The organism is Tatumella sp. UBA2305 (assembly GCF_002345795.1).
GTDB classification, from domain to species: Bacteria; Pseudomonadota; Gammaproteobacteria; order Enterobacterales; family Enterobacteriaceae; genus Tatumella; species Tatumella morbirosei.
Genome location: NZ_DDVT01000008.1, coordinates 1 through 19087, shown reverse-complemented (window position 1 = coordinate 19087; position 19087 = coordinate 1). Strand labels below are relative to the sequence as shown.

Genomic DNA, 19087 nt, shown 5'->3' with positions numbered 1-19087 from the left:
CGACGGGAGCAAATCCGTGAAAGACTTACTTAAGTTTCTAAAAGCGCAAACTAAAACCGAAGAGTTTGATGCGATCAAGATCGCTCTGGCCTCGCCAGATATGATCCGTTCCTGGTCTTTCGGTGAAGTTAAAAAGCCAGAAACCATCAACTATCGTACCTTTAAGCCGGAACGTGATGGTCTGTTCTGTGCGCGTATCTTTGGTCCGGTAAAAGACTATGAGTGCCTGTGCGGTAAGTACAAGCGCCTCAAACACCGTGGTGTTATCTGTGAGAAGTGTGGTGTAGAAGTTACCCAGACTAAAGTTCGTCGTGAACGTATGGGTCACATTGAGCTGGCTTCTCCGACAGCACACATCTGGTTCCTGAAATCACTGCCATCCCGTATTGGTCTGTTGTTAGACATGCCACTGCGTGATATTGAGCGCGTGCTGTATTTCGAATCTTATGTCGTTATTGAAGGCGGCATGACCAACCTCGAAAAGCGCCAGATCCTGACTGAAGAGCAGTATCTGGATGCGCTGGAAGAGTTTGGTGATGAATTTGATGCGAAAATGGGTGCAGAAGCGGTTCAGGCCCTGCTGAAAGGCATGGATCTGGAGCAGGAATGCGAGCAGCTGCGCGAAGAGCTGAACGAAACCAATTCTGAAACCAAGCGTAAAAAACTGACCAAGCGGATCAAACTGCTGGAAGCCTTTGTTCAGTCTGGTAACAAACCTGAGTGGATGATCCTGACAGTACTGCCAGTATTGCCACCGGACCTGCGTCCTCTGGTACCACTGGACGGTGGCCGTTTCGCGACTTCAGATCTGAACGATCTGTACCGTCGTGTGATCAACCGTAACAACCGTCTGAAACGCCTGCTGGATCTGGCTGCTCCTGATATCATCGTACGTAACGAAAAACGTATGTTGCAGGAAGCGGTTGATGCATTGCTGGACAACGGTCGTCGCGGTCGTGCCATTACCGGTTCTAACAAACGTCCTCTGAAATCTTTGGCTGATATGATCAAAGGTAAGCAGGGTCGTTTCCGTCAGAACCTGCTGGGTAAACGTGTTGACTACTCCGGTCGTTCAGTTATCACCGTAGGTCCATACCTGCACCTGCATCAGTGTGGTCTGCCGAAGAAAATGGCTCTGGAACTGTTCAAACCATTTATCTATGGCAAGCTGGAACTGCGTGGCCTGGCGACGACTATCAAAGCTGCCAAGAAAATGGTTGAGCGCGAAGAAGCTGTGGTCTGGGATATCCTGGATGAAGTGATCCGCGAACATCCGGTCCTGCTGAACCGTGCACCAACCCTGCACCGTTTGGGGATTCAGGCTTTCGAACCCGTGCTGATTGAAGGTAAAGCGATTCAGCTGCACCCGTTAGTCTGTGCGGCTTATAACGCCGACTTCGATGGTGACCAGATGGCTGTTCACGTACCGCTGACGCTGGAAGCCCAGCTGGAAGCGCGTGCGCTGATGATGTCTACCAACAACATCCTGTCCCCGGCGAACGGTGAACCTATCATCGTTCCTTCACAGGACGTGGTATTGGGTCTCTATTACATGACCCGCGACAGAGTCAATGGTAAAGGCGAAGGCATGGTCCTGACCGGACCTAAAGAAGCTGAACGCGTATACCGTGCGGGTCTGGCCGAGCTGCATGCTCGCGTCAAAGTCCGTATTACTGAATACAGCTTAAATGAGCAGGGCGAACTGATCCCTCAGACCAGCCTGATCGATACTACTATCGGTCGTGCCATCCTGTGGATGATCGTTCCTAAAGGTCTGCCGTACTCCATCATCAACCAGGCACTGGGTAAAAAGGCAATCTCTAAGATGCTGAATACCTGCTACCGTATCCTGGGTCTGAAGCCTACCGTAATTTTTGCGGACCAGACCATGTATACCGGTTTTGCTTATGCAGCCCGTTCAGGTGCATCAGTAGGTATTGATGATATGGTTATCCCTGCGAAGAAAGCAGAGATCATCAGCGAAGCTGAAGCTGAAGTTGCTGAAATCCAGGAGCAGTTCCAGTCTGGTCTGGTGACTGCCGGTGAACGTTACAACAAAGTCATCGATATCTGGGCCGCGGCTAACGAACGTGTTTCTAAAGCGATGATGGAAAACCTGCAAACCGAAACTGTGATTAACCGTCACGGTGAAGAAGAGCAGCAGGTTTCTTTCAACAGTATCTATATGATGGCCGACTCCGGTGCTCGTGGTTCTGCTGCTCAGATTCGTCAGTTGGCGGGTATGCGTGGTCTGATGGCGAAACCAGACGGTTCAATCATCGAAACACCTATTACGGCGAACTTCCGCGAAGGTCTGAACGTACTCCAGTACTTCATCTCGACGCACGGTGCCCGTAAAGGTCTGGCAGATACCGCACTGAAAACAGCGAACTCCGGTTACCTGACCCGTCGTCTGGTTGACGTTGCTCAGGACCTGGTGGTGACTGAAGACGATTGTGGTACCCATGAAGGTATCATGATGACTCCGGTTATCGAGGGTGGTGATGTTAAAGAGCCACTGCGTGAGCGTGTACTGGGTCGTGTGACCGCTGAAGACGTTCTGAAACCAGGTTCTGCAGATATTCTGGTGGCCCGTAACACCCTGCTTGATGAGCACTGGTGTGACGTGCTGGAACAGAACTCTGTCGACAGCGTTAAAGTGCGTTCCGTGGTAGGTTGTGCTACTGACTTTGGTGTTTGTGCTCACTGCTATGGTCGTGACCTGGCTCGTGGTCATATCATCAACAAAGGTGAAGCGGTCGGTGTTATCGCAGCACAATCCATCGGTGAACCTGGTACTCAGCTGACGATGCGTACGTTCCACATCGGTGGTGCGGCATCTCGTGCGGCTGCTGAGTCCAGCATCCAGGTGAAAAACAAAGGTTCTATTAAGCTTATCAACGCCAAGTCGGTAACTAACTCAGCAGGCAAGCTGGTGATTACCTCCCGTAACGTTGAACTGAAGATGATCGATGAATTCGGTCGTACCAAGGAAAGCTATAAAGTTCCTTACGGTTCTGTGATGGCCAAAGGCGATGGTGAGCAGGTCAATGCCGGCGAAACCGTTGCTAACTGGGATCCACATACCATGCCGGTTATCACCGAAGTGAGCGGTTTTGTTCGCTTTGTGGATATGAACGATGGACAGACAATCACCCGTCAAACGGATGAACTGACTGGCCTGTCTTCAATCGTGGTGATGGATACTGCTGAGCGTACCTCAGGTGGTAAAGATCTGCGTCCGGCACTGAAAATTGTCGATGCCAAAGGCAATGATGTGATGCTGCCAGGTACTGATATGCCTGCACAGTACTTCCTGCCTGGTAACGCGATTGTTCAGCTGGATGACGGTGTACAAATCAGTTCCGGTGATACCCTGGCGCGTGTTCCTCAGGAATCCGGCGGTACCAAAGATATTACCGGTGGTCTGCCACGTGTTGCTGACCTGTTCGAAGCCCGTCGTCCTAAAGAGCCGGCAATTCTGGCAGAAATCAGTGGTATTATTTCCTTCGGGAAAGAGACCAAAGGTAAACGTCGTCTGGTGATCACACCTGTTGATGGCAGCGAACCTTACGAAGAGATGATTCCAAAATGGCGTCAGCTTAACGTGTTCGAAGGTGAGCGTGTTGAACGTGGTGACGTAGTGTCTGACGGACCAGAATCACCGCACGACATTCTGCGTCTGCGTGGTGTTCATGCGGTAACCCGTTATATCACTAACGAAGTACAGGATGTTTACCGTCTGCAGGGTGTTAAGATTAACGATAAGCACATTGAAGTTATCGTTCGTCAGATGCTGCGTAAAGCGACCATCGCTTCTGCCGGAAGTTCTGAGTTCCTGGAAGGCGAGCAGGCTGAAGTGTCACGTATTCTGATTGCTAACCGTGAACTGGAAGCGAATGGCAAAATCGGTGCGACTTTCCACCGTGACCTGCTGGGTATCACCAAAGCTTCACTGGCAACCGAATCGTTTATTTCTGCGGCATCATTCCAGGAAACGACTCGTGTGCTGACCGAAGCTGCAGTGGCCGGTAAACGTGATGAATTGCGTGGACTGAAAGAAAACGTCATCGTGGGTCGTCTGATCCCTGCTGGTACAGGTTATGCTTATCATCAGGATCGTATGCGCCGTCGTCATTCAGGCGAAGCACTGGTAACTCCTCAGGTTACTGCAGACGAAGCGTCTGCCAGCCTGGCTGAGTTGCTGAATGCCGGCCTCGGTGGCAGCGACGAGTAATATCGTATGACATCATGATATAAAACCCTGCTCCGGCAGGGTTTTTTTATATGTCGTCAGACAGGGAAATGGAGCAAAACATGAGGATCTTTTGTGTGCCCGGCATGTTGTTGGCTATGCTGGTGGCTACACCCACAGTCAATGCTTCGGAACCAGTTCAGAGAATGTTTCAGGACTGGCAGGTTACCTGTAATAATCTGAATGACTGTGATATCCGCAATGTAGATGAGAATATGCGGGTAGTTCTGAAACATGAGGCCGGTCCGCGGGGTGCTATCTCGCTGGATATTATGGGGTTTGATATCGATAAACCCTCAGGTATCTGGCTGGACGGCCAACTATGGAAAAACTCTCTGACCCCGATCAGTTCTGATGAAGAACATGATTACGCGGGCTACCATACTGATTCACTACAGGATGTTCAGGCCTTTATTCAGGCCGCCAAAAATGCGAAACGCATTGCACTGACTCCGGATGAAGATGACGATACCGGATCGTTAAAAGGTTTAGATGCATCGTTGCTGTTTGTTGATGACATACAGGGGCGGTTAGATAACCAGACAGCTCTGCTGCGTGTCGGAGCCGGTATCCCGGCGCAGGTGCCTTTACGTTATGCGTTTGAAATTCCGCCGACCAAAGTTCCGGCGATTTTCCCGGTCAGTGATGCCAATGCACTGATTAATGAAGTGCTGCAGACCCAACAATCGGTACTGGATGATGAAGAGTGCTCACCAGAAGCCGAGGATATTGCGCGCAGTAAAGTGGAACCTCTGGATAAGAAAAATGTGCTGGTCATGATTAACTGTGTCACCGGCGCTTATCAGTCATCAGGCATTTTATTTGTGACGCCACGGAATCATCCGGATCAGGCAAAAGAAGTCGAACTCACATTACCACTGAAAGATGATCAGGGAGATCCTCAGACGATCAGTTGGTTCACAGATGTCAGTTATGATCCTAAGACGGCAATGCTGACGCATATTGCTCGTGGCAGAGGGATCGCGGATTGTGGTGAAAGCGGTGCCTGGCGCTATGACGGGCATAACTTTCAGCTAATGAGTTATCACAATCAGCCGGACTGTGATGGTGGAGCTCCCGGTAACTGGCCTTCTGTCTGGCTGACTCCGGGATTCAAAGAATAACGCAGACGATAAAACGGGCGCTATGCGCCCGTTAGTTTTTTCAGGCAGACTCCCTGCCAAAATAATATTCCCAGTCTTTCCACACCGGTTGTAGTCCCGCCCGCTGCAAAGCCGCAGCGACTACCTCTGGCCGACGATGATCATCTGGTGAGAACTGTTCCAGTGCATCATTGTTCTCTGCATAACCTCCGGGTGCTGTCTTTGAAAAGGCGCTGGCAGTGGTAACCACAATCGGAATTGCATGATCGCGAAATGTCGGAGATTCGCGGGTAGACAGTGAGATATCCGTTTGCGGAGAGAAAATGCGAAATGCACACATGCTCTGCAACAACTGTCGTTCACTCATCAACGAAGCAGGGGTAATTCCCCCTGCACAAGGTCGCAGACGAGGGAAGGCAACGGAATAACGTGACTGCCAATAGTGTTTCTGTAACCAGTTAAGGTGCTCGCCCATCATCAGACAATCGGTGCGCCAGTGGCCTGACAACCCGGCCAGCACCCCAAGACCGATTTTATCGATCCCGGCACGGCCCAGCCTTTCAGGGGTTTGCAGACGAAATAAGAAATCCTGCTTATTCCCCCGCAAATGGTGCGTTGCATAGCAGGAAGCATGGTAGGTTTCCTGATATACCAGCACACCATCCAGACCCAGACCACGTAATTCCCGGTACTCCTGTTCCTTTAACGGCTGAACCTCCATCATCAGTGAGCTGAACCTGCGCCGGATATCCGGAAGATGTCGGCGAAAATAGTCCATACCCACTTTGGTCTGATGCTCGCCGGTGACCAGCAGTAGCTGATTGAATCCCAGCCGGCGTATCGCTTCACATTCCTGGCTAATCTCCAACCCGTCGAGTGTTTTGCGCCGGATGCGGTTGCTCATTGAAAAGCCGCAGTAAGTACATTCATTAGCGCACAGGTTAGAAAGATAGAGCGGTGCGAAAAAATTAATCGTGTGACCGAAACGCTGGCGCGTCAGTTGCTGTGCTCTGGCAGCCATAGGTTCGAGATAAGCTTCCGCGGCAGGGGAAAGTAATGCCATCAGGCCGGTGATACCACTCACCGTACCAGACAGTGCTTGTTCTACCTGTTGCGGCGTCTGGCTGTCGATTTGCAGACGTAATGCATTCTGATCCAGCGTTTGCCAGTAATCAGAGAATTCAGCCATTGCTATTCTCCTCTACCAGCCCTGCATCAAGAAACGCCGTTAACGGGCTGCTTGGGCTGGCGTGATGCTGAACGGAGGCCGGCCCTCTGGCCAGGTAACCTGCTTCGGTGGCTAACGCAAAAGCTCTGGCGGTAGCAACAGGGTCATGAGCTGTCGCAATGGCGGTATTCACCAGCACAGCATCAGCCCCGTATTCCATGGCCTCACAGGCATCGGAAGGCAAACCAATACCGGCATCGATAATCACCGGGACATTAGCCTGTTCAATAATAATCTGTAAAAAATCCCGGCTGAGCAGTCCTTTATTACTGCCGATGGGCGAACCCAGAGGCATAACGGCAGCACACCCGACGGCTTCCAGCCGTTTGCACAGTACAGGATCGGCTCCGCAGTAGGGCAACACCACAAATCCTTCTTTTACTAACTGTTCTGCGGCCTTCAGGGTTTCAATCGGGTCGGGTAGCAGGTAGCGGCTATCAGGGTGAATTTCGAGTTTTACCCAGTGGGTGCCTAAAGCTTCCCGGGCCAGGCGTGCGGCGAATAATGCTTCACCGGCAGTTTTGGCTCCGGAAGTGTTTGGCAGCAACATCACGCCGGATTGTAATAGTGGCGCCAGAATATCATCCTGGCGGCTGTTGAGATCGATTCGCTTCATTGCCAGGGTGGCCAGTTGAGATCCCGATGCCTGCAATGCTTGCTGCATAACGGTTGGTGAAGAAAATTTTCCGGTGCCCGTCAACAGACGAGAGCTGAAAGTTTTATCTGCAATTTTTAACATGGTTAGCCTCCGGCAATGACCTGAAAAACTACGACATCATCATTCTCCTGCAGCAGATATTCTGGCCAGCCAGCGGCGGGGATTATCTGGCCATTGACCGCCAAAGCCGTACCTTTCTGGCGTACCTGGAGCTGCTGCAGCAACTGACTGAGGAGGCAGGGTGAACTGACAGACATCAGCTTGTCATTAAGCGTAATCTGCATGGGCTTCTCCGCATACCGGACAGTCTGCAGCCGGTGTGAGTTGCAGGCGACGCCATTGCAGTTCACGACCGTCAAACAGAATCAGTTGCCCTGACGCAGCACTGTGACCGGTAGCGATCAGCTTGATTGCTTCCAGCGCCTGCAGGCTCCCCATCATGCCGACCACCGGCCCTGCAACTCCACTGTTACGGCAGTTTCGTTCTGGTTCTGTCGAATCCGGCCACAGACAACGGTAACATCCCTGCGTCCAGGGAGGTGTCAGTACCAGCAACTGCCCGCTGAACCCTACTGCACTGGCAGAGACCAGCGGGATCTGTTGTTCAATACACCAGCTATTCAACAACTGACGGGTCGCCATATTGTCACTACAGTCGAGGACTATTGTGGGTCTGGCCGGTAAGCGGTTTAGTTGCTTAGCATCTATCCGTTGTGCCAGGGCATGCAGGTGGACCGAAGGATTGAGTTCATGCAGTGTGCTGGCTGCCAGTGTCGCTTTCTGTTTGCCGGTGTCATTGCTACGGAACAGGATTTGCCGTTGAAGGTTGCTGATGTGCAATGAATCATCATCAGCCAGCAACAGTGTACCTACACCGGCAGCTGCCAGATACAGGGCGGCTGGTGAGCCTAGCCCTCCCAGTCCGACGACCAGAACAGTTGAGTTGGCCAGTTGTTCCTGACCCACCGGGCCAATTTCCTCCAGCAACAGTTGGCGGCTGTAACGCATAAAATCCTGGTCACTGAGCATCTGCGGTACCTCTGTCTGCTTCAGCCACCCGTGACTGCAACTGTGCCACGGCATCGCGCCAGTCTGCCGCTGCCGTAATTGCACTGACGACGGCAATACTACCTACTCCGGTGGCCAGTACGTCAGCGGCTCTGTCGATACTGATCCCTCCAATCGCGACGGTAGGTATTCCGGCCAGTTGCCGGACATGATGACGCAGGTTGTCCAGCCCCTGAGGCTGAGATGGCATCTGTTTGGTATTCGTCGGGAAAACATGACCGAGCGCGATATAGGAAGGGTGAAGAGGTAAAACCCTGGCGATTTCGTGACTGTCATGGGTTGATACCCCTAAACGCAGGCCAGCCTGCAGGATCGCATCCAAATCCGCAGTGTCTAAATCCTCCTGTCCGAGGTGTACGCCATAGGCACCATGTTTAATGGCCAGTTGCCAGTCATCGTTAATAAATAACCGCGCCTGGCGGGCAGCCGCCAGACGGATACTATCGATGATGGCCTGTTCTTTTTCGGCGGCACTGCCTTGTTTCATTCGCAACTGCAGGGTCATTACCCCTGCATCCAGCAGCCGGGTTATCCATTCAACACTATCTACTACGGCGTATAACCCGCAGCGCAGTGGTACCGGCGGAAATTTCTGCGTCATTATTTCGCCTCCGCATCCGCCACTACCTGCTGATAAATTTCACTACCGCTGTCGCGGAAACGCTGAGACATCTCCAGCATACCTTCATCTATCACCACCGACGGTTGCGGGTTTTTGCTGGCAAAATCGCGAACTTCCTGGCTAATCTTCATTGAGCAGAATTTTGGCCCGCACATAGAACAGAAGTGGGCGACTTTGCCGGATTCCTGTGGCAGGGTCTGGTCGTGATAGTTACGGGCAGTTTCCGGGTCAAGAGCCAGATTAAACTGATCTTCCCAGCGAAATTCGAAACGGGCCTTAGACATGGCATTGTCGCGGATTTGTGCGCCGGGATGTCCCTTAGCGAGGTCAGCAGCATGAGCTGCGATTTTGTAAGCGATCAATCCCTGTTTAACATCTTCTTTATCTGGCAGACCGAGGTGCTCTTTCGGGGTGACATAGCACAACATGGCACATCCAAACCAACCTATCATTGCGGCACCGATGCCGGAGGTAAAGTGATCATAACCCGGGGCGATATCCGTGGTCAGCGGACCCAGGGTGTAAAATGGAGCTTCATGACAATGCTCCAACTGCTCAGCCATATTCCGCTGGATCATATGCATAGGGACGTGGCCCGGGCCTTCAATCATTACCTGAACATCATATTCCCAGGCTATTTTGGTCAGTTCCCCCAGGGTATGTAGTTCAGCAAATTGTGCTTCATCATTCGCGTCCTGAATAGACCCCGGACGAAGCCCGTCACCTAATGACAGAGAAATGTCGTAGCTGGCACAAATTTCACAAATTTCCCGGAAGTGGCGATAAAGGAAGTTTTCCTGATGATGCGAAAGGCACCATTTCGCCATAATCGATCCACCACGGGAAACTATCCCTGTCAGACGTTTTGCAGTCATCGGGACATAGCGCAACAGGACACCGGCATGGATGGTGAAGTAATCGACGCCCTGTTCAGCCTGCTCCAGCAGGGTATCCCGGAAGATCGGCCAGTTAAGATCTTCAGCGATCCCGTTAACTTTTTCCAGAGCCTGATAGACCGGTACTGTACCCACCGGGATCGGGCTGTTACGCAGGATCCACTCGCGGGTTTCATGAATATTTCGCCCGGTAGAGAGATCCATCAGAGTATCAGCCCCCCAACGGGCAGCCCAGACCAGTTTTTCCACCTCTTCCTCTATGGATGAAGTGACGGCAGAGTTACCGATGTTGGCATTGATTTTTACCAGAAAATTACGGCCGATAATCATCGGTTCAGATTCCGGATGGTTGATATTGGCCGGGATAATGGCCCGACCAGCAGCGACTTCCTGGCGCACAAACTCGGCAGTGATAGTCGCCGGGAGGGGATCAAAAAAATGTTTTCCCGGATGCTGCTGAAGTAATACTTCACCGGAAATTTTTTCTCTCCCCATATTTTCACGCAGGGCAATAAACTCCATTTCCGGGGTAATGATTCCCTGACGGGCATAATGTAACTGGGTGACACAGCATCCTGCCTGTGCTTTACGTGGCTGCGGTAAATACCTGAAACGCAGGTCGTCGAGCGTTTCATCAGCCAGACGTTCGCGGGTATAGGCCGAGCTGGTGGCCGGAATATCTGCCGAATCCTGACGTTGCTCAATCCATGCCTGGCGAATTCGTGGAATGCCACGATGAATATCCGGGACTGCGGTTTCATCACCAAACGGACCTGAAGTGTCATATACCGGGATCGCTTCATTTTCCTCGAATACCGGGTTTTCAGTGGTTCCGCCAATACGGGTCGGGGTGAGTTGTATCTCACGTACAGGGACGCGGATATCAGGGCGTGATCCGGTTAGCCAGCGACGACGTGAGGCCGGAAACGACTGACTGCTGAGTGAATTGATGAAGTTGCGGGCTTGCTCGCGTTTTTCACGACGGGATAATTTTTCAGACATAGCTCTATTTCCTGTAATCAAAGAAATACGCTTGTCCGGAGTTCGGATGGAGTGACAGACAGGTATGCCGGCAGGCACACTCAGGCTGAACTGTACTCTTGTTCCCTTCGCAGGTACTAACCTGATCAGGTTCCGCGGATCCCGAATTAACGGTCTCAGCCCCGAAGGGCACTCCGACAAGATAAACTGGCTGCAGAATTTTCAGTTCATACAGCTGCGGGTGATAAGTCACCGCCTCTCAGCATAGTGGGGTTCAGAGTGAAGCACAAGCCCCTGGTGTTTGTCGGGTTGGTTTTGAATGGCTGCATTTTCCGGCCAGACGCTGACATTAGTCAGGCGGGTGGTACTATGGGATTAACAGCTTCGTCGTGATGCATCAGAAAAATAATAAGGTGATGATTGATGGAACGTGAAATAGCCGCTTCAGACAGCGGCTGGTGGGTGGTCAGTCAGTTAAATAAACTTTGGTTACCTGCGGGAGAATTACCCCATGGTAGTGCTGAAGCGTTCTCTCTTACGGGAGCACGCGGACAGATAATAGGTGAATGGCAGGGCGAAACCGTCTGGCTGGTGGATGACTCAAGGCCTCAGGATATGGCTTCGCTGCGCCAGCTCCTCCAGGGTGATGGTGGGTTATTCAGAATGGCCGGAAGAGGGGTTCAGTTGGCGGAGTTTTATCGTTCACATCGTTATTGCGGCTATTGCGGAAAAGAGATGCAACGCAGCAGGACAGAGTTTGCCTGCCTGTGCGCGCATTGCCACGAGCGTTATTATCCACAGATAGCTCCCTGTATTATTGTTGTTATCCGCCGTGGAGACCAGTTATTACTGGCGCAGCATGTCAGACACCGTAACGGAATTTACACGGCATTAGCCGGATTTACCGAGGTCGGAGAGACGCTGGAGCAGACGGTTGCCCGTGAAGTTATGGAAGAGAGCAACATAAAAATCAAAAATCTGCGTTATGTTGCTTCACAACCCTGGCCGTTTCCTCAATCGCTGATGATGGCTTTTCTGGCGGATTATGAGAGTGGAGAGATCAATATCGACCCTAAAGAACTGCTGGATGCTGGCTGGTATCGTTACGATGAATTACCGAAGCTTCCGCCTCCGGGCACGATTGCCCGGAGACTGATTGAGGACACGGTCGCATTATGCCGGCAGGATGAAGAATAACCATCAGTGACAGCAACGCTACCGCACAGGCGCAGAATTAGAACAAGTGCGGGTTTGCGTATATAATACGCGCCTGATTTCGAGAGAGCCTTATTATGAGCGAATTAAAAAACGACCGTTATCTGCGAGCCTTGCTGCGGCAGCCAACGGATGTGACTCCGGTATGGATGATGCGTCAGGCAGGTCGCTATTTGCCTGAATATAAGCAGACCCGGGCAGAAGCGGGTGATTTTATGTCACTGTGTAAGAATGCTGAACTGGCCTGTGAAGTGACTCTGCAACCCTTACGCCGTTATCCTCTGGATGCAGCCATTCTGTTCTCTGACATCCTGACAATTCCGGATGCTATGGGGTTAGGGCTGTATTTCGAAACCGGAGAAGGGCCCCGTTTTTCTTCTCCGATAAGCTGCGCACAGGATGTCAAAAATTTGCCCATCCCTGATCCGGAGCAGGAACTGGGCTATGTGATGAATGCTGTACGGACTATCCGCAAAAATCTGCAGGGTGAAGTTCCGCTGATTGGTTTCTCTGGTAGCCCGTGGACGCTGGCTACCTATATGGTGGAAGGTGGCAGCAGTAAGGCTTTTACTAAAATCAAAAAAATGATGTACAGCGATCCTTCAGCATTACATGCCTTGCTGGACAAGCTGGCAGAGAGTGTCATTCTGTATCTGAATGCACAAATCCGTGCCGGGGCGCAGTCAGTCATGGTGTTTGATACCTGGGGTGGCGTTTTAACCGGTCGTGATTACCGGAATTTCTCACTCTATTACATGCATAAGATTGTTGATGGTCTACTGCATGAAAATGAAGGCCGTCGGGTTCCGGTCACTCTGTTTACTAAAGGTGGCGGGCAGTGGCTGGAACAGATTGCAGACACCGGATGTGATGCGATTGGTCTGGACTGGACAACCGATATCGCCAATGCCCGTCAGCGGGTTGGGCATCGGGTGGCTTTACAGGGCAATATGGACCCTTCTATCCTCTATGCTCCGCCGGCGCGGATTGAGCAGGAAGTCTCGACCATCCTTGAAGGCTTTGGGCAGGGCAACGGGCATGTGTTTAATCTGGGGCACGGGATTCATCAGGATGTCCCCCCGGAACATGCCGGTGCTTTTGTTGAGGCTGTTCACCGCCTTTCTGCGGCATATCATAAATAATGTCAATCGATGTTGCGGCGCTTAAAGCTGAACAACTTTCACGGGCAGCAGAAGTTGTCCGTGAAGGGCTGAGCCCTGATTTCTCTCCGTCATTTATCGGCGGGGGAGATGTGGGTTTTGAGCAGCAGGGCTCTGTGGCGAGGGCTGCGCTGGTGGTGTTACGCTGGCCATCTCTGCAAATGGTTGAACATCGTGTTGCACGGGTTCCGGTCACCTTGCCCTATATTCCTGGTTTTCTCTCCTTTCGTGAATATCCTGCTTTACAGGCTGCGTGGCAGAAGTTGGAACATCGCCCTGAATTGCTGTTTATTGACGGACATGGTGTCTCCCATCCCAGGGGATTAGGCGTGGCCAGCCATTTTGGCCTGTTGGCCGATGTACCGACGATAGGTGTCGCTAAAAGCCGGTTATGCGGTGACTATTTGCCGTTGGCGGAAGAGGCCGGTGCCAGCCAGCCTCTGCTCTTTCAGCAACAGCAGGCTGGCTGGGTACTGCGCAGTAAGCAGCGTTGTAATCCGTTATTTATTTCTGTCGGCCATCGGGTCAGCCTTCAAATGGCACTTTACTGGACTCAACAATGCCTGCGTGGCTATCGCTTGCCTGAGCCCACCCGGCTTGCTGATGCTGTTGCTTCACAGCGCAAAGGCTTTCAGCGCTGGCTGGAACCACAATAACGCTGTGAAATGACGTCTTTTGCGTTACACTTCTGCCAGCTAATTTATAATGAGTATCTGTCATGTTACGTAACCCCATCCACCTTCGCCTGGAAAAACTGGAAAGCTGGCAACATGTGACCTTCATGGCCTGTTTGTGTGAGCGTATGTATCCGAACTATCAGGCATTTTGTCAGCAGACTGAATTTGCAGATCCATATCTCTATCGGCGTATTCTTGATCTGGTCTGGGAAACACTGGTGGTGAAGGGTGCTAAAGTTAATTTTGATTCTCAGCTTGAGAAACTTGAAGAGGCTATTCCTGACGGAGAAGCCTTCGATGTTTATGGTGTCTATCCAGCCATTGATGCTTGTGTGGCACTGAGTGATTTACTGCACTCCCTGTTAAGTGGTGAAAGTTTGACCTACGCAGTGGAAGTGAGTAAAACATCTATTACGACCGTTGCTATGCTGGAAATGACTCAGTCTGGCCGGGAGATGACTGATGAAGAACTCAGAGAGAACCAGGCAGTCATTGACGAATGGGACCTACAATGGGAAATATTCCGCTTGCTGGCAGACTGTGAAGAACGCGATCTGGAGTTGATTAAAGGGCTGCGTGCTGACCTGCGGGAAGCCGGAATTAGCAATATCGGTATAAGTTTTAACCAGTAAGACGATAAAACGTGATTTCAGGCCTGATTTAGCATATCAGAAGGCTTCACATCGGCCCCCTGTCTGGTCTACATTTGGGGGGCTAAAAATTGTGGCTATCGGTGTGTGCAGGCTGAAGGGTGTCGGAACATTTGGCTTTTCACTCGCATTCGTTGCTTAGCAGGCGATAAATACACTTTAAGGATAACTTATGAACAAGACTCAACTGATTGATGTGATCGCAGAAAAAGCGGACCTGTCTAAAACCCAGGCTAAAACTGCACTGGAATCTACTCTGGCTGCGATTACTGAGTCTCTGAAAGAAGGTGATGCAGTTCAGCTGGTTGGTTTCGGTACTTTTAAAGTTAACCACCGTGCAGAACGTACTGGCCGCAATCCGCAGACCGGTAAAGAAATCAAAATTGCAGCAGCAAACGTTCCTGCGTTCGTTTCCGGTAAAGCTCTGAAAGACGCCGTTAAATAAGCGTTGCCCCTCGGGTGCGAAACGTTTAGTTAACAGAAGGGGCAAATTACTGCCCCTTCTGTTTATTATCTTCATCTTCCGTCCCATCCCTGTTAGCTGAATTCCTTTGTATAATTGTCTCATTCGTTGTTCTGACCGGTTGTCATGATTATGAAGGAGAGAATATGTATTTCACCGGACGGAAAAGTGTTATTAGCCTGGTCTGTTTGCTGCTGGCAGGCTGTAGTTCCTCTCAAAAATATCCGCCGTTCAGTGCCTCAGGTTATCTTGCCGATCGGGGCGTCGTACGTTTATGGCGCAAAAATACCGATTCTGATGATGTCACGATACGTGTTCTGTATACCCCATTCGATCAGAAGGTGACAGAAGAGTCGGAATATCACTGGCATAATGGCAAACTCTCTTCAGTCAGCCGACATCTCAGTGGCGCCACGTCAAACGATGTGACACTGAGATTTGATTACCAGGGTAATGTCAGCTTTATGCAACGTCAGTTGGAAAAGCACCGTGAACCTGTCAGCCAGCAAGCGATTGAGCTTTACCAGTTTGATGCTGGCAGGATACTGGGTATCAGTAACGCATTGCAGGCAGGAAAAATACGTCTGCAACAGGGGATATGGCAGCAAAGAAACACGGTCATGACCTGTGATCACCAACAGGTTCAGGCAGAACTGGGGGCAGAAGCATTGCGGGTGATTCGCCGGAGTGAGTCAGGGACTGCCCCGCTGTATATCTCGTGGATACAGGGCCCGCAGGGTACGCAATTACTGAAAGCCACACCTGATAATTTATGTCATAACCAGCCGACAGCCGAAGACTTGTAGCCGTAGGAGTGCGGTACACTAATAAAAAAAGCAGGCCGAAGCCTGCTCTGTTATGACGTGAGGCACCTTAATTATTTTGAACGATTAATGGCTCTGTAGCCAATATCATTACGGTAGAAGCTCCCTTGCCATGAGATAGCTTTTGCCAGCACATAAGCATTTTTCTGTGCTTCTGCGACGTCAGCACCGAGTGCAGTGACACAAAGTACCCGCCCGCCGCTTGTTACGACGTCGTCACCTTGTAAGGCAGTGCCTGCATGGAATACTTTTCCATCGGGTTCCGATGTTGCTGCCGCTTCCAGACCGGAAATCACATCACCTTTACGGTATTGGTCAGGATAGCCGCCAGCAGCGATGACTACACCCAGTGCCGGGCGTGGGTCCCATAAGGATTCCTGCTGATCCAGCTGACCTTCGCAGGCCGCCAGACATAATGTCACCAGATCAGACTGCATACGCATCATGATGGGCTGGGTTTCCGGATCACCGAAACGACAGTTAAATTCGATAACCTTTGGCTGACCGGCAGCATCAATCATCAGCCCTGCATACAGGAAGCCGGTGTAAACATTTCCTTCGGCTGCCATTCCACGGACAGTTGGCCAAATCACCTGGTCCATGACCCGCTGGTGGACTTCATCGGTGACCACAGGGGCCGGAGAATATGCCCCCATGCCTCCGGTATTAGGGCCGGTATCAGCATCACCGACACGTTTATGGTCCTGGCTGGTGGCCATAGGCAGTACATGCTCACCATCGACCATCACAATGAAACTGGCTTCTTCGCCGTCAAGGAACTCTTCAATCACTATGCGGTGACCTGCATCGCCAAAAGCATTACCTGCCAGCATATCGCGGACAGCATCTTCAGCTTCCTGCAGAGTCATAGCAACAATAACGCCTTTCCCTGCGGCCAGACCATCGGCTTTGATAACAATCGGTGCGCCTTTCTCCTGCAGGTAACTCAGTGCCGGCTCGATTTCGGTAAAATTCTGGTATTCCGCTGTCGGAATCTTATGACGGGCCAAAAAGTCTTTGGTGAACGCTTTGGAGCCTTCCAGCTGGGCTGCGGCCTGGGTCGGGCCAAAGATTTTCAGCCCTGCAGCACGAAAAGCATCAACCACACCCGTGACCAGCGGTGCTTCGGGGCCGACAATTGTCAGATCAATCTTGTATTGATGAGCAAATGCCAGCAGTCCCTCAATATCTGTTGCGCTAATATCCACATTTTGCAGGGCCGGTTCCCGGGCAGTGCCGGCATTACCTGGCGCAACATAGACAGACTCAGTTAACGGTGACTGAGCGGCTTTCCATGCCAGCGCATGCTCACGCCCGCCATTACCAATAATTAAAATTTTCATCGTTACAACTCCGGGTAAATTAATGGCGGAAATGACGCATATCGGTAAAGATCATCGCGATGCCATGTTCATCGGCAGCTGCAATGACTTCATCATCACGGATAGACCCGCCTGGCTGGATGACACAGGTGATCCCGACGGCGGCGGCTGCATCAATGCCATCACGGAACGGGAAGAACGCGTCAGAAGCCATCGCCGATCCTTTCACTTCCAGACCTTCATCCCCGGCTTTGATGCCAGCGATTTTGGCGGAATAGACACGACTCATTTGTCCGGCTCCGATACCGATAGTCTGGTTATCCCGCGCATAGACAATCGCGTTAGACTTAACAAATTTTGCGACCTTCCAGCAGAACAGGGCATCACGCATTTCCTGTGGGTTTGGCTGACGCTGGCTGACAACGCGCAATTGAGTTTCATCGACCATCCCAAGATCACGGTCCTGAACCAGCAGGCCACCGTTGACCCGTTTGAAATCGAGCGCTGCGCTACGTTGTTGTTGCCAGTCACCACAGATCAGCACGCGGACATTCTGCTTAGCCGCTGTCACTTTCAAGGCGGCTTCGCTGGCGGACGGGGCAATAATGACTTCAACAAACTGGCGGCTGATAATGGCCTGCGCAGTTTCTTCATCCAGTTCACGGTTAAACGCGATGATACCGCCAAACGCTGAGGTCGGGTCGGTAGTGTAAGCACGTTCATAGGCCTGTTTAATATCGTTGCCGATGGCGACGCCACAAGGGTTGGCATGTTTGACTATCACACATGCGGGTTCCGCGAACTCTTTTACGCACTCGAGGGCCGCATCGGTATCGGCAATATTATTATAGGAAAGAGCTTTACCTTGTAACTGTTGTGCGGTTGCAACAGAAGCTTCGGCAACGTTCTCTTCTATATAGAAGGCTGCATCCTGATGGCTGTTTTCACCGTAGCGCATATCCTGCTTCTTAACGAAGTTGAGATTCAGGGTGCGTGGGAAACGCCCGGAAGGAGTTTTCTCTTCATTATTGTAGTAAGCCGGCACCAGCTGACCGAAGTAGTTGGCGATCATACTGTCATAGGCGGCAGTATGCTCGAATGCTTTGATAGCCAGGTCAAACCGGGTTTCCAGTGTCAGGCTGTTATCGTTGGCCTGCATCTCTTTAATCAGCAGAGAGTAGTCACCGCTGTTAACCACAATGGCAACATCTTTGTGGTTCTTCGCTGCTGAGCGCACCATGGTAGGTCCGCCGATATCAATATTTTCTACTGCGTCTTCCAGGCTGCAACCTTCACGGGCCACTGTCTGAGCAAACGGATACAGGTTCACGACGACCATGTCGATCGGTGCTATCTGATGCTCTGCCATAATTGCATCATCCTGACCACGACGTCCCAGAATCCCGCCATGGACTTTCGGATGCAGTGTTTTCACACGTCCGTCCATCATCTCCGGGAAACCGGTGTAGTCAGATACTTCGGTAACAGGCAGGCCGGCATCCGCCAGCAAACGGGCAGTGCCGCCGGTAGATAGCAACTCAACGCCGCAGGAAGTCAGTGCTTTGGCAAACTCTACAATACCGGTTTTGTCAGAGACACTCAGAAGAGCGCGGCGTACAGGACGACGATGTTGCATAGTAAATGTAATCCCCTGGATTGGTTTCATTTATAGAAAGAAAGAAGTCGTAAAGAAATCTCTGAAAGCAAACTGCTTATTTATCTGCTTTCACAAACATCTCAGACCGGGTTTCTGCATGGCGGCATTGTAGCGAAAACGTTTGCGTGATGCCCGGCTAAATTTGGATTTATAGCGCTTTGTGAGTAACTTTGTGGATAACAGGGTATAAATAGCCTGTTTGCTGTGTATTGCAGCAAACAGTTATTATTTTTGAAATTAGCGGTTGCGCCTTTTTATGAACTGCCTATAATGCGCAACCACTGAGACGGCAAAGCGCGATGCGCCAA

16 protein-coding genes and 1 riboswitch are annotated in these 19087 nt (G+C 51.3%); of the genes, 8 read left to right on the top strand and 8 right to left on the bottom strand.

The window, feature by feature from the left end; all coding sequences use genetic code 11:
* The first annotated feature begins 16 nt into the window (after window positions 1–16).
* Together rpoC and B3Z23_RS03450 are read left to right on the top strand one after the other, a co-directional pair.
* A complete protein-coding gene (gene rpoC / locus B3Z23_RS03455; RefSeq protein WP_294901590.1) occupies window positions 17–4237 on the top strand; it encodes a DNA-directed RNA polymerase subunit beta' in 4221 nt (1406 codons plus the stop codon).
* A gap of 80 nt (window positions 4238–4317) precedes the next feature.
* Entirely contained in the window at window positions 4318–5379 is a 1062-nt protein-coding gene (locus B3Z23_RS03450; protein WP_294901588.1) for a DUF1176 domain-containing protein, read from the top strand.
* Between the two features lie 40 nt (window positions 5380–5419).
* On the opposite strand, the gene thiH is transcribed toward B3Z23_RS03450, so the two are convergent.
* The 6 genes from thiH to thiC are packed head-to-tail and all read right to left on the bottom strand — an operon-like array spanning window position 5420 to window position 10832.
* Window positions 5420–6547, bottom strand: coding sequence for a 2-iminoacetate synthase ThiH (gene thiH / locus B3Z23_RS03445; protein WP_294901586.1), 1128 nt, complete (start codon window positions 6545–6547; stop codon window positions 5420–5422).
* The gene (locus B3Z23_RS03440) at window positions 6540–7325 is read right to left on the bottom strand and encodes a thiazole synthase (RefSeq protein WP_294901584.1); all 786 of its coding nucleotides are present in this window, start codon (window positions 7323–7325) and stop codon (window positions 6540–6542) included. The genes thiH and B3Z23_RS03440 overlap by 8 nt, the downstream gene beginning before the upstream one ends.
* A gap of 2 nt (window positions 7326–7327) precedes the next feature.
* Window positions 7328–7528 carry a sulfur carrier protein ThiS gene (gene thiS / locus B3Z23_RS03435; protein WP_294901582.1) on the bottom strand — a complete coding sequence of 67 codons (201 nt, stop codon included), beginning with the start codon at window positions 7526–7528 and terminating at the stop codon, window positions 7328–7330.
* Window positions 7512–8273: a HesA/MoeB/ThiF family protein gene (locus B3Z23_RS03430; protein WP_294901580.1), complete on the bottom strand. Its 762-nt coding sequence runs from the start codon at window positions 8271–8273 to the stop codon at window positions 7512–7514. Before B3Z23_RS03430 ends, thiS begins: the two co-directional genes overlap by 17 nt.
* A complete protein-coding gene (gene thiE / locus B3Z23_RS03425) occupies window positions 8263–8913 on the bottom strand; it encodes a thiamine phosphate synthase (RefSeq protein ID WP_294901578.1) in 651 nt (216 codons plus the stop codon). Before thiE ends, B3Z23_RS03430 begins: the two co-directional genes overlap by 11 nt.
* Window positions 8913–10832: a phosphomethylpyrimidine synthase ThiC gene (gene thiC, locus B3Z23_RS03420; RefSeq protein ID WP_294901576.1), complete on the bottom strand. Its 1920-nt coding sequence runs from the start codon at window positions 10830–10832 to the stop codon at window positions 8913–8915. The genes thiE and thiC overlap by 1 nt, the downstream gene beginning before the upstream one ends.
* A gap of 85 nt (window positions 10833–10917) precedes the next feature.
* Window positions 10918–11018: riboswitch (TPP riboswitch) on the bottom strand.
* A gap of 216 nt (window positions 11019–11234) precedes the next feature.
* Between thiC and nudC the strand changes: the two genes are divergently transcribed.
* The 6 genes from nudC (at window position 11235) to B3Z23_RS03390 (ending at window position 15782) form a co-directional block, all read left to right on the top strand.
* Complete coding sequence (gene nudC, locus B3Z23_RS03415) at window positions 11235–12008, top strand: NAD(+) diphosphatase (RefSeq protein WP_294901573.1); 774 nt, start codon at window positions 11235–11237, stop codon at window positions 12006–12008.
* Window positions 12009–12103: 95 nt separating this feature from the next.
* Window positions 12104–13168 (top strand): uroporphyrinogen decarboxylase, encoded by a 1065-nt coding sequence (gene hemE / locus B3Z23_RS03410; protein ID WP_294901571.1) that lies wholly within the window; start codon window positions 12104–12106, stop codon window positions 13166–13168.
* A gap of 5 nt (window positions 13169–13173) precedes the next feature.
* Window positions 13174–13842: a deoxyribonuclease V gene (nfi, locus tag B3Z23_RS03405; protein ID WP_294901601.1), complete on the top strand. Its 669-nt coding sequence runs from the start codon at window positions 13174–13176 to the stop codon at window positions 13840–13842.
* Window positions 13843–13904: 62 nt separating this feature from the next.
* A complete protein-coding gene (locus tag B3Z23_RS03400) occupies window positions 13905–14495 on the top strand; it encodes a YjaG family protein (protein WP_294901569.1) in 591 nt (196 codons plus the stop codon).
* A 190-nt stretch (window positions 14496–14685) separates the two neighbouring features.
* Window positions 14686–14958, top strand: a complete 273-nt coding sequence (gene hupA, locus B3Z23_RS03395; RefSeq protein WP_007886275.1) for a nucleoid-associated protein HU-alpha — start codon at window positions 14686–14688, stop codon at window positions 14956–14958.
* 164 nt (window positions 14959–15122) lie between these two features.
* Window positions 15123–15782 (top strand): DUF1481 domain-containing protein, encoded by a 660-nt coding sequence (locus tag B3Z23_RS03390; RefSeq protein ID WP_294901565.1) that lies wholly within the window; start codon window positions 15123–15125, stop codon window positions 15780–15782.
* Between the two features lie 71 nt (window positions 15783–15853).
* Here the strand turns inward: B3Z23_RS03390 and purD are convergent, their stop codons facing one another.
* Together purD and purH are read right to left on the bottom strand one after the other, a co-directional pair.
* Window positions 15854–17143: a phosphoribosylamine--glycine ligase gene (purD, locus tag B3Z23_RS03385; protein WP_294901563.1), complete on the bottom strand. Its 1290-nt coding sequence runs from the start codon at window positions 17141–17143 to the stop codon at window positions 15854–15856.
* 19 nt (window positions 17144–17162) lie between these two features.
* Entirely contained in the window at window positions 17163–18758 is a 1596-nt protein-coding gene (purH, locus tag B3Z23_RS03380; RefSeq protein ID WP_294901561.1) for a bifunctional phosphoribosylaminoimidazolecarboxamide formyltransferase/IMP cyclohydrolase, read from the bottom strand.
* Window positions 18759–19087: the final 329 nt, after the last annotated feature.

Excerpts from the sequence above, each read along its gene's own strand:
- B3Z23_RS03450 (WP_294901588.1), top strand. The coding sequence starts at position 4,318 with ATGAGGATCTTTTGTGTGCCCGGCATGTTGTTGGCTATGCTGGTGGCT.
- B3Z23_RS03430 (WP_294901580.1), bottom strand. The coding sequence starts at position 8,273 with ATGCTCAGTGACCAGGATTTTATGCGTTACAGCCGCCAACTGTTGCTG.
- purD (WP_294901563.1), bottom strand. The coding sequence starts at position 17,143 with ATGAAAATTTTAATTATTGGTAATGGCGGGCGTGAGCATGCGCTGGCA.
- B3Z23_RS03440 (WP_294901584.1), bottom strand. The coding sequence starts at position 7,325 with ATGTTAAAAATTGCAGATAAAACTTTCAGCTCTCGTCTGTTGACGGGC.
- purH (WP_294901561.1), bottom strand. The coding sequence starts at position 18,758 with ATGCAACATCGTCGTCCTGTACGCCGCGCTCTTCTGAGTGTCTCTGAC.
- B3Z23_RS03400 (WP_294901569.1), top strand. The coding sequence starts at position 13,905 with ATGTTACGTAACCCCATCCACCTTCGCCTGGAAAAACTGGAAAGCTGG.
- hemE (WP_294901571.1), top strand. The coding sequence starts at position 12,104 with ATGAGCGAATTAAAAAACGACCGTTATCTGCGAGCCTTGCTGCGGCAG.
- hupA (WP_007886275.1), top strand. The coding sequence starts at position 14,686 with ATGAACAAGACTCAACTGATTGATGTGATCGCAGAAAAAGCGGACCTG.
- thiH (WP_294901586.1), bottom strand. The coding sequence starts at position 6,547 with ATGGCTGAATTCTCTGATTACTGGCAAACGCTGGATCAGAATGCATTA.
- nudC (WP_294901573.1), top strand. The coding sequence starts at position 11,235 with ATGGAACGTGAAATAGCCGCTTCAGACAGCGGCTGGTGGGTGGTCAGT.
- thiE (WP_294901578.1), bottom strand. The coding sequence starts at position 8,913 with ATGACGCAGAAATTTCCGCCGGTACCACTGCGCTGCGGGTTATACGCC.
- thiC (WP_294901576.1), bottom strand. The coding sequence starts at position 10,832 with ATGTCTGAAAAATTATCCCGTCGTGAAAAACGCGAGCAAGCCCGCAAC.
- thiS (WP_294901582.1), bottom strand. The coding sequence starts at position 7,528 with ATGCAGATTACGCTTAATGACAAGCTGATGTCTGTCAGTTCACCCTGC.
- B3Z23_RS03390 (WP_294901565.1), top strand. The coding sequence starts at position 15,123 with ATGTATTTCACCGGACGGAAAAGTGTTATTAGCCTGGTCTGTTTGCTG.